The sequence below is a fragment of the uncultured Corynebacterium sp. genome, from assembly GCF_945649885.1.
Classification (GTDB): Bacteria; Actinomycetota; Actinomycetes; order Mycobacteriales; family Mycobacteriaceae; genus Corynebacterium.
Genome location: NZ_CALZFS010000116.1, coordinates 1 through 9,203, shown reverse-complemented (window position 1 = coordinate 9,203; position 9,203 = coordinate 1). Strand labels below are relative to the sequence as shown.

The following is a 9,203-nucleotide window of genomic DNA, read 5'->3' as shown; positions in this document are numbered from 1 at the left end:
GTCTCCCCCGCTCCATCCACGTCTTTGTACTAAACGACACCGACACCGGTGCACCGAAGGCCATCATGTCCGCGAACCTGCTGTCTGCCTACCGCACCGGCGCTGTCCCTGGTGTGGGTGTGAAGCATCTGGCGCTGGAAGATTCCAAGACCCTCGGCATCATCGGCCCCGGCGTGATGAGCCGCACCATCTTCGATGCCACGCTCAGCCAGCGGCCCTCCATCCAGGAAGTGAAGATCAAGGGACGCTCCCCGGAATCCACCCAGCGTGTGGTGGATTGGTTCCGTGAAAACTACCCACAGCTCGCTGAGGTCCGCATCGTCGACTCCGAGCAGGAGGCCATCGAAGGCTCCGATATCGTGATCTCCGGTACCTCCACCTCCCCTGATGGTCCCTCCGGTTTCCCCTATTTCAAGCGCGAGTGGATCAAACCTGGTGCGTTGCTGCTCATGCCAGCTGCCGCCCGCCTCGACGATGAGTTTATCGCGTCCACAGAAGCCAACCTCGTCGTGGACTACCGCGGACTCTATGCAGAGTGGTTCCACGAGAACGGCCCTGACGTGACTTATGAGGATCTCCTGGGCATTCCGGGTAACCGCTGGTATGACATGTTCAAGGAAGGCCTCATCTCAGAGGAGAAGATGGTCAACATCGGCGATATCGCATCCGGCAAGGCACCGGGCCGCACCAATGATGAGCAGATCTTCTGTTATTCCATCGGCGGCATGCCCGTCGAGGATGTTGCTTGGGCCCATGACCTCTATGAAAACGCTGTAAAGGAAGGTATCGGTACCGAACTCAACCTGTGGGACAACCCCCTCTTGAAATAGTTCGAGAACCCTGCCAACCCCCATCTCCCATTCTCTTAAAGGAATGATTCATCGTGGCCCCGAGCCCGACCAACAACCCGGCTGACATCATGAAGTTCATCCGGGATAATGACATCAACTGGGTTGATGTTCAGTTCACCGATGTTCCAGGAACCGAACAACACCTGTCTGTCCCCGCCTCGGCTTTTGATGAGGAAGCCATGGAAAACGGCTTGGCATTCGACGGTTCATCAATCAGTGGCTACACCACCGTCGATGATTCCGACATGATGCTGCTGCCGGATCTGTCCACGGCCTTCATTGATCCTTTCCGGAAGTCGAAGACACTGAATATCAAATTCTTTGTCCACGACCCCTATACCCGTGAACCTTTCTCCAGGGATCCGCGCAACATTGCTCGTAAAGCTGAGGAATACCTCGCTTCCACCGGCTTTGCCGATAGTTGCAATTTCGGTGCTGAGGCCGAGTTCTACATCTTCGACTCGGTGCGTTTCAGTTCGCAGTCCAACGCGGCCTTCCATGAGGTGGATTCTGTCGAAGGCTGGTGGAACAGCGGTGCCCGGGAGAACCCGGATGGCAGTAGAAACCTGGGCCACAAGGTTCGACAAAAAGGTGGGTATTTCCCGGTTGCCCCCTATGACCACTTCCAGGATCTCCGCGATACCATCGGTGAGACCTTGGCGGAGATCGGGTTCACCGTGGAGCGTTCCCACCATGAGATGGGCAGTGGCGGCCAGCAGGAGATCAACTACCGCTTCAACACCCTGCTCCATGCCGCCGATGATCTGCAGACCTTCAAGTACGTGGTGAAGAATACTGCCAAGGCAGCGGGCAAGTCTGCCACTTTCATGCCCAAGCCTTTAGCTGATGACGGTGGTTCCGGCATGCACATCCACCAGTCACTCTGGAAGGATGGCATGCCACTCTTCCATGACGAGTCCGGCTACGGAAACCTCTCGGATATGGCCCGTTACTATGTCGGCGGTCTGCTCAAACATGCACCAGCGGTGCTGGCTTTCACCAACCCCACGCTGAACTCCTACAACCGCCTGGTGCCCGGGTTCGAGGCCCCGGTCAGCCTGGCCTACTCCCAGCAGAATCGCTCCGCTGCGATCCGTATCCCTGCCAGTGGTCCCAATCCCAAAGGAACCCGCATCGAGTTCCGCACACCGGATCCGTCAGGTAATCCCTACCTGGCATTCACCGCGTCGATGATGGCGGGTCTGGATGGTATCCGCAATCGCATCGAACCCGATGCGCCACTGGACAAGGATCTTTATGAGCTGCCTCCTGAAGAGGCAGCCCGGGTCGCCCAGGCCCCGACCTCTCTCGAACAGGCACTGAAGGCATTGGAGGAGGATCATGATTTCCTCACCGAGGGCAATGTGTTCACCGATGATCTGATCGAGGCCTACGTGGCTTATAAGCACGATAATGAGATCACCCCGGAGCGTCTGCGCCCCACCGCGCTGGATTTCGAATTGTACTACGACTGCTAAGACTGCCAGACCCCCCTCAAGGGCCAAGCATTAAAGCCACCGACCTGTTCTGGCCGGTGGCTTTAATGCTTGGAACGGTTCTTAGATCCCGATGAGTTCGGAGGCAATCACGTCAGACAAACTCACGGATCCGTGTGGGTTGCCACGGAAGAGGAGGAGATGATCGGCGTTGATGATGCATTCGAGCTGACGCTCAAGGGTGAAGGTTTTCCATACCTTCATTTCATTCGCCCGGATTTGTAGACCCATGACAATCTCCTCTCCTCAAACAATGCCCACACCCACAAGATATGGGCCAAGTCACTTTCTCAACCAATTGCGTTATTAGTCATTCTAGACCCCCGGGCTCCCCAAAGCGAAGTTGAAGGGCGCCTTGAGCGGGAAAGTCCCCCAAAATCACCCCCAAACGGGGAAAGGTGAGGGTTTATTCATGTTTCAAACCGGGCGCCTCACCCCGAAGTCAAATATAACGGGGGCACCCATCCCGCATTATGGGACTACGATCATTCAAGGTTTCAGGAAAACAGTGAAGCCACCGTCGCCAAGCACAATGCCCGGCAACGGTGGCGTGAAAGGAAAGCGCGCTACCTGGTGCGCTTTTCATACCCCATGCGGGGACGGTACCCCTGCGGGTGCTTGAGCTGGGCGACCGCATCCGCGATCACCATCCGGAACCGCTGATTAGTCACCGGCATTTTCGAGATCGGGAACCAGCCGACCTCGGTGTTTTCATCATCACCAAGCACAGGCTCATCCGAACCCACCACGGTGCAGCGCAGGGCGGTGTCCATGTAGCTGGACACATCTCCGTTTTCATAGGTGACTGGCCCGACCACACCCACACCGAGCAGTGCATCCGCGGTGACTTCCAGACCGGTCTCTTCCAACACCTCACGCGCTGCGGTGACATGGGGCTGCTCATCCGGATCACAGATACCCGTCGGTGGTGTCCACTCGCCGTTATCCGCACGCTTGACCAGCAACACATCCGGGGTCACATGGAACGGGGATCCCGGAGGGACATCCCTGATCACCACGGCGGTCACAGCAGGCAACCAGAGCTGATCGTGGCCGATCTTTTCACGGATGTTGAGAATGAAGTCCGGAACTGGCATGGACGGGATCCCTCGTTTCTTATGGGGCGGTGGAAAACTCTCCCACACACGCTACGTGAGCTGGACCAGGTCAGCAGACACCACCCGCTCATCCCCGATGCAGATGTTTGACGCAGATGTTTAAGGTGGGCGATATGGACGCATCAACAACCCCAGTATTCAACCGTGGCTATACGCATCTGCTGGGCGGTGACGCCGACGCCACGGGGGCAGGGCCCAGCATCACCCTGGGCCTGATGACCCCGATCGGGCCGGAAACAGGCCATGAGGAAATGGTCCCTGTGGAACACAGCATCCAGCTGGCCCAACAGGCGGAGCAGGCCGGTTTCCGTGGTCTGTGGGTGCGCGATGTTCCCCTGGCCATCCCCCAGGGCTTATCCCCGGAGAACCAACAGGCGGTGTTCCTGGATGACCCTTTCCTCATACTGGGTGCCATGGCGCAGGCCACCTCCACCATCAGCATCGGCACCGCCGCCACCGTTCTACCGCTGCGTCATCCACTGCACGTGGCCAAATCCGCACTCACCCTGGACAGATTGAGTGGCGGCCGGTTCGTCCTGGGGATCGGTTCGGGGGACAGACCGGAGGAATTCGAGATTTTTGGAAAGAAGCTCGAGGATCGCCGGGACGCCATCCGTCAGGGTTGGTCACTGCTGCGTGCGGCGCTATCCCCTGAAGGGCCGGAACGCACCCCACTGCTGGAGTTCACCGGTGGCCACGCCCCCACAACTCCACCACCTGCGAAAATACCGTTGATTGCCGTGGGATCTGCCCGACAGACCGTGCAGTGGATTGTCCGGAACGCCGATGGCTGGGCCACCTATTACCGCCCCGCAGCGCAGCAGGTGGGCCGCCTGGACCTGTGGAATCAGGCCCGGGAAAGCGTCAGAAATCCGTCTAATCCCCACCCTCTGCTCATCTCATCCATGGCCCTGGAATTAACCGATGACACCAGCACGGACGCCGTGGAACTGGGGGTCAGAACCACCAGCCAAGGCCTCATCGACCACCTGCACACCATGCGCGATATGGGGATCAACCACGTCATCCTCAACCCCGGTGGCCGCCCTGTCGAACAGCTCATCGACCAGATCGGTTCAGAGGTGCTGCCGCACCTCTAGGATGCTTGTCGACGCCCCCCGGGGAGATTTCCTGGGCCCCCTCCCCGGCAGGGAGGCGAAATTGGCCAACAGCAAAGCCACCACGATCGCCGCACCACCGGCCCACTGGATCAGGGATAACCGTTCACCGTTGAACACCACACCGATCACCGTGGCGGTGAGGGGACTAAGGATACCCAGCATTGCCACCTGCACCGGATCCAACAGTGCGATCCCCCTGAACCAGATACCATAGGCCAGCACACCGCCAATGAGGCACAGATAAGCGTATCCACCGATGTTCATGGCGGTCAGTTCATCGGGTAGCCCCTCGACCGCAAGGAAAGGCAGTAGAAACAGACCACCCAGGGTCAACTGCCAGCCTGTCACAGCCAAACCCGGGACCCCCTCCGGCCTACCGAATTTCTTGGCCAGGACTATCCCCAGAGCCATGAGCAGACTGCCGGCCAAGCCGGTGGACACCCCCAGGGGATTGAGCTCCACACCGGGTCCCAACACGAGTGCAGCCACACCGACAATGGCGATCAACGCGGTAATCAGATGCACTCCCTTCAACCTGGTCCCCAGAATCAGGGGAGCCAACCCGATCACCCACAACGGTGAGGTGTTGGTGACCACCGCCGCCACCCCACCCGGTAAAAGATAGGCAGTCCAGAACAGGAAACCGAAGAAGGCACCGATATTGACCACACCGAGCGCTGTTGCCTTCCACCACCACCGCCCCCGTGGCAGAACACGGAACCAGGCCATAAGGATGAGACCAGCGGGGAAGGCCCGGAGAAAACCTGCGAGGATGGGGCGGTCCGGTGGGAGGAATTCCGTGGTCACATAGTAGGTGGTGGCCCAGATTACTGGTGTGAGCGCGGTAATCAGTAGGTTCATGGGGAGACATCCTAGCGAGGCCGGAAATTTTGGCTAGGGTGGCATCATGTCCACTGATCATCCGTATTCCCCAGCCAAACGCGCTGGAAACCACATCTATGTTTCCGGTGCCCTCTCCGTTGACCATGATTATCAGCCGGTGTCCGGGCGTAAGGAGGCTGTCGATGCCGCGCTTGAACGCATGCGTGAACGGCTCGCCACCGAAGGTGGTGAGTTGAAAGATGTGGTGAAATTGACCTACTTCGTCACCGATATCAGCCTCCGTGAGGAATGCAATGAGCAATTCCGGGAGCATTTCATGGAGTCCCGCCCCGCCCGCAGTTTCGTGGGGGCCTCCACACTCCCCTACGGGGCAACCGTAGAAATTGATGCCATCGCAGTGGTTGACTAAAATAACAGACTGTCTGCGCCCCCACCCGGGGCACAGACAGTCTGTTGTATTTTTTCTGTTGCCGTGGTTTATTTCACGCTGGTGTTCGCGATTGAGTCCACGAGGAACTGCTTGACCGCCTCAGTATCATTGGGCAGGTCACTGACCTTGTGTTCTGCCTCCATGATGCTGGCAAAACGCTCAGGCATCTCCGGTTCCTTGCCGGTTGCCTCCATGATGGTCTCTGCAAACTTCACCGGCAGTGCGGTTTCCAGGCAGACGATCGGGGTGTCGATCTCATCGCGCCACTGACGTGCCACGTGGACGCCATCAGCGGTGTGTGGATCAATGACCACATCAAGGCGCTCAGCGATATCACGGATGGTGTTCACGCGGTCCTCATGGCTGGAGCGGCCCGAGGCGAAACCATACTTGGCCACAGCATCCGGGAACGCTGCATCATCAGACAGTGAGAAGCCACCCTGGCGGACCTGGGTTCCAAAAAGGTCATTGACACGCGCTGCGTCGCGGCCGAGCAGATCAAAGATGAAACGCTCAAAGTTGGACGCACGGGAGATATCCATGGATGGGCTGGAGGTCTCGTAGGTGTCCTCGGAGCTGCGCACACGGTAGTCACCGGTGCGGAAGAACTCATCCAGAACATCGTTTTCATTAGTTGCCACGATCAGGCGGTCAATCGGCAGACCCATCTGGCGGGCGATGTGGCCGGCACAGATATCGCCGAAGTTTCCGGTCGGCACGGAGAAGCTGACCTTCTGGTCATTGGTCTCTGTGACACGGATCCAGGAGGAGACATAGTAGACAACCTGGGCCATCAGCCGTGCCCAGTTGATGGAGTTGACGGCACCGATGCGCTGTTCACGCTTGAAGTCAGCATCAGCGGAGACAGCCTTCACCACGTCCTGGCAGTCATCGAAAACGCCATCAAGGGCAATGTTGAAGATATTGGGATCATCCAGACCAAACATCTGCGCCTGCTGGAAAGGTGTCATACGTCCAGCTGGGGTGAGCATGAACACACGGATGCCTTCACGTCCACGCATCGCGTACTCCGCTGAGGAACCGGTATCACCAGAGGTGGCACCGAGGATGTTGATGGTTTCATCGCGGCGACGGAGCTCATATTCAAAGAGCTCGCCAAGAAGCTGCATCGCCATGTCCTTGAAAGCCGCGGTCGGGCCCTCAGACAGGTGTCCGATCCAGAGGCCATCCTCCAGTTCCGTTACCGGAACGATCTCTGTAGAAGAGAACTTCGGGTGAGTGTAAGCACGGGCGGTAATGGCCTTGATGTCTTCAGCCGGGATGTCATCGACGAACAGCGAGATGACCTCCGCAGCCAGGGCTGCGTAGCCTCCGGTAGCGAGAATCTCGCGCCAGGAGGTCAGAGTCTCATCATTGATCTGCGGGTACTCAACCGGAAGGTAGAGGCCACCATCCGGGGCGAGGCCACCGAGCAGAATATCGCTGAAGCGAGCTGGGGTGCGGCTGGAATCACGCGTCGAAATGTAGTCCACGGATAACAGACTAGCCCAAGGGGTGATTCAAGACTCCCCCGGATCCCCTTCCACATCACATAAATCGTGACTTTAACCCCCACTCCCCCTATAGTGTTCTCAATCACTATTTGATTGATTGAGGATGAGCGCATGACAGCACCACACGGATCCATTCAGAACTCCGAGAGGGATCTGGCGCCGGAGAACGCCGCCAGCATCAACAACACCCCGGCCCGCACGCTTCCAGAGCCTGCCCCGGTATCCAAGCACAATCTCTATGTCCTGATCGGATGCACCATCCTGGCAGTACTCATGGTGATCTTCGCACCTGAGATCTACACCTTCCTCGACTCAACCAACCCCTTCAACTTCTGATAAAAGCCAACTGCTCTCAGATGCATCGACCCCATGGAAGCGCATCAAACGTGCCTTTGATACGCAATGAGGCCTAGGGTTACTCAATGTGTCCAATAAAAATCAGTCGTCCTCCCAGAATCCGAGGGAAAGGATCACCAGACGTGCTCTAATCGTCTGGATATCGGCGGTCCTGGTTTATATAGCAGCCGTCACCAGCCGCACTTCTTTCGGTGTCGCAGGTGTTGAGGCCATTGAACGTTTCCAGGTTGACGCCACCCGCATCGCAGTGTTCACTGCCGTCCAGGTCGGCGTGTACGCACTGGCGCAGATTCCGATGGGCATGCTCATCGATAAATTCGGGCCACGCAAACTCTTAGCCATCGGCGCCCTGGTGATGGGTCTCGGTCAGATCCTCCTCGGCCTCACCGATGTCTACGGTGTCGCCATTGTCGCCCGCGTGTTGATCGGTGCCGGTGACGCCACCGTATTCCTCTCTGTCATGCGCCTGCTGCCCTTCTGGCTCCCGCTGCGACGCACCCCGATCTTCACCCAGTTCACCAGCGCTCTGGGACAAGTCGGCCAGGTCATCTCCGCAGTCCCCTTCATGGCACTGCTGGGCGCAACAGGATGGACCACATCATTCATCACCCTGGGTACTGCGGTTGCACTGATCGCCATCCTCGCCCTCATCGCCGTGCGGGACACACCTGAACTTGCTGCTCACAAAACAGCCCCCGCCCCGGTGCAGACCACGGTCACACCTGTCACACCCCGGCTGAGCACCAACCTGAAACTCATCCTCCGCAACCCAGTGTGCTGGCAGGGTTTCTTCATCCACTACCTGCTCATGTTGTGGCAGAACGTGTTCACCCTGATGTGGGGCGTTCCGCTCATGACCTTAGGAATGGGGCTGAGCACCTCAGAGGTGGGCCTTGTCCTCATCATCAACACGGCCTTTGCCATCATGGCCGGCCCCATCATCGGCATCGTCTCCGCCCGCACCGGCCACCGCCGTGATGTAGTGGCAGTGACCATGTCACTGGTTCCCACCCTGGCTTGGTTCTTCTTCCTCTCTTCTGAGGAACCCCGCGGACTAATTGCGGTGATGCTGGTCAACATCACGATGGGCCTCTCAACCCCGATCTCCGGATATGGATTCGACACCATCCGCGAACGCCTGGACCGCAATGTGCTTGCCGCCGGTACCGGCCTGGCCAATATGGGAGGCTTCCTCTCCGCGATGGCTGCAGCCCAACTTGTTGGCATCCTGCTGGATGCTGTGGACACCAACGGTGGTTATGACTGGGCTGACTTCCGGATCGCCTATATTGCGGTGTTCATCATCTGGGTTCTCGGTGTCGCCGGTTTCATCGTGGCACGCCTCAAGGGTGGCCTGGGTCGACGGATGATCGAGCAGCTTCGTCGCCACTAAAGCCCTGTCGACGACAGGGGACGTCGATAAGCATCGCTTACCCCTGCTAAAACCACAGCCCGGCACGCCTGACAGCAGTG

General features: G+C 58.3%; 10 protein-coding genes. 6 read left to right on the top strand and 4 right to left on the bottom strand.

The window, feature by feature from the left end; translation table 11 throughout:
- Both Q0M74_RS11315 and glnA read left to right on the top strand, forming a co-directional pair.
- On the top strand, positions 1–830 hold an 830-nt coding region (locus tag Q0M74_RS11315), incomplete at its 5' end, for a tyramine oxidase subunit B (protein ID WP_293954506.1).
- Between the two features lie 89 nt (positions 831–919).
- The gene (gene glnA / locus Q0M74_RS11310; RefSeq protein ID WP_293954509.1) at positions 920–2,329 is read left to right on the top strand and encodes a type I glutamate--ammonia ligase; all 1,410 of its coding nucleotides are present in this window, start codon (positions 920–922) and stop codon (positions 2,327–2,329) included.
- Between the two features lie 81 nt (positions 2,330–2,410).
- Here glnA and Q0M74_RS11305 read toward each other — a convergent pair whose 3' ends face one another.
- On the bottom strand, positions 2,411–2,578 hold the full coding sequence (locus Q0M74_RS11305) for a hypothetical protein (protein ID WP_293954504.1): 168 nt from the start codon (positions 2,576–2,578) through the stop codon (positions 2,411–2,413).
- Between the two features lie 335 nt (positions 2,579–2,913).
- A complete protein-coding gene (locus Q0M74_RS11300) occupies positions 2,914–3,444 on the bottom strand; it encodes an NUDIX domain-containing protein (protein ID WP_293954502.1) in 531 nt (176 codons plus the stop codon).
- A gap of 134 nt (positions 3,445–3,578) precedes the next feature.
- Between Q0M74_RS11300 and Q0M74_RS11295 the strand changes: the two genes are divergently transcribed.
- Positions 3,579–4,565, top strand: a complete 987-nt coding sequence (locus Q0M74_RS11295; protein ID WP_293954500.1) for a TIGR03571 family LLM class oxidoreductase — start codon at positions 3,579–3,581, stop codon at positions 4,563–4,565.
- Here the strand turns inward: Q0M74_RS11295 and Q0M74_RS11290 are convergent.
- Positions 4,542–5,447, bottom strand: a complete 906-nt coding sequence (locus Q0M74_RS11290; RefSeq protein WP_293954498.1) for an EamA family transporter — start codon at positions 5,445–5,447, stop codon at positions 4,542–4,544. The genes Q0M74_RS11295 and Q0M74_RS11290 overlap by 24 nt on opposite strands.
- Before the next feature lie 46 nt (positions 5,448–5,493).
- Here Q0M74_RS11290 and Q0M74_RS11285 point away from each other — a divergent pair, with 46 nt between their 5' ends.
- On the top strand, positions 5,494–5,838 hold the full coding sequence (locus Q0M74_RS11285) for a RidA family protein (RefSeq protein ID WP_293954496.1): 345 nt from the start codon (positions 5,494–5,496) through the stop codon (positions 5,836–5,838).
- A gap of 68 nt (positions 5,839–5,906) precedes the next feature.
- Here Q0M74_RS11285 and thrC read toward each other — a convergent pair whose 3' ends face one another.
- Complete coding sequence (thrC, locus tag Q0M74_RS11280; protein ID WP_293954494.1) at positions 5,907–7,352, bottom strand: threonine synthase; 1,446 nt, start codon at positions 7,350–7,352, stop codon at positions 5,907–5,909.
- Positions 7,353–7,484: 132 nt separating this feature from the next.
- Here thrC and Q0M74_RS11275 point away from each other — a divergent pair, with 132 nt between their 5' ends.
- Both Q0M74_RS11275 and Q0M74_RS11270 read left to right on the top strand, forming a co-directional pair.
- Positions 7,485–7,709, top strand: a complete 225-nt coding sequence (locus Q0M74_RS11275; RefSeq protein WP_293954492.1) for a hypothetical protein — start codon at positions 7,485–7,487, stop codon at positions 7,707–7,709.
- 88 nt (positions 7,710–7,797) lie between these two features.
- Positions 7,798–9,123 (top strand): MFS transporter, encoded by a 1,326-nt coding sequence (locus Q0M74_RS11270; RefSeq protein ID WP_366088243.1) that lies wholly within the window; start codon positions 7,798–7,800, stop codon positions 9,121–9,123.
- Positions 9,124–9,203: the final 80 nt, after the last annotated feature.

Coding starts and splice junctions, on each gene's coding strand:
- glnA (WP_293954509.1), top strand. CDS start 920: ATGAAGTTCATCCGGGATAATGACATCAACTGGGTTGATGTTCAGTTC.
- Q0M74_RS11305 (WP_293954504.1), bottom strand. CDS start 2,578: ATGGGTCTACAAATCCGGGCGAATGAAATGAAGGTATGGAAAACCTTC.
- Q0M74_RS11300 (WP_293954502.1), bottom strand. CDS start 3,444: ATGCCAGTTCCGGACTTCATTCTCAACATCCGTGAAAAGATCGGCCAC.
- Q0M74_RS11295 (WP_293954500.1), top strand. CDS start 3,579: ATGGACGCATCAACAACCCCAGTATTCAACCGTGGCTATACGCATCTG.
- Q0M74_RS11290 (WP_293954498.1), bottom strand. CDS start 5,447: ATGAACCTACTGATTACCGCGCTCACACCAGTAATCTGGGCCACCACC.
- Q0M74_RS11285 (WP_293954496.1), top strand. CDS start 5,494: ATGTCCACTGATCATCCGTATTCCCCAGCCAAACGCGCTGGAAACCAC.
- Q0M74_RS11275 (WP_293954492.1), top strand. CDS start 7,485: ATGACAGCACCACACGGATCCATTCAGAACTCCGAGAGGGATCTGGCG.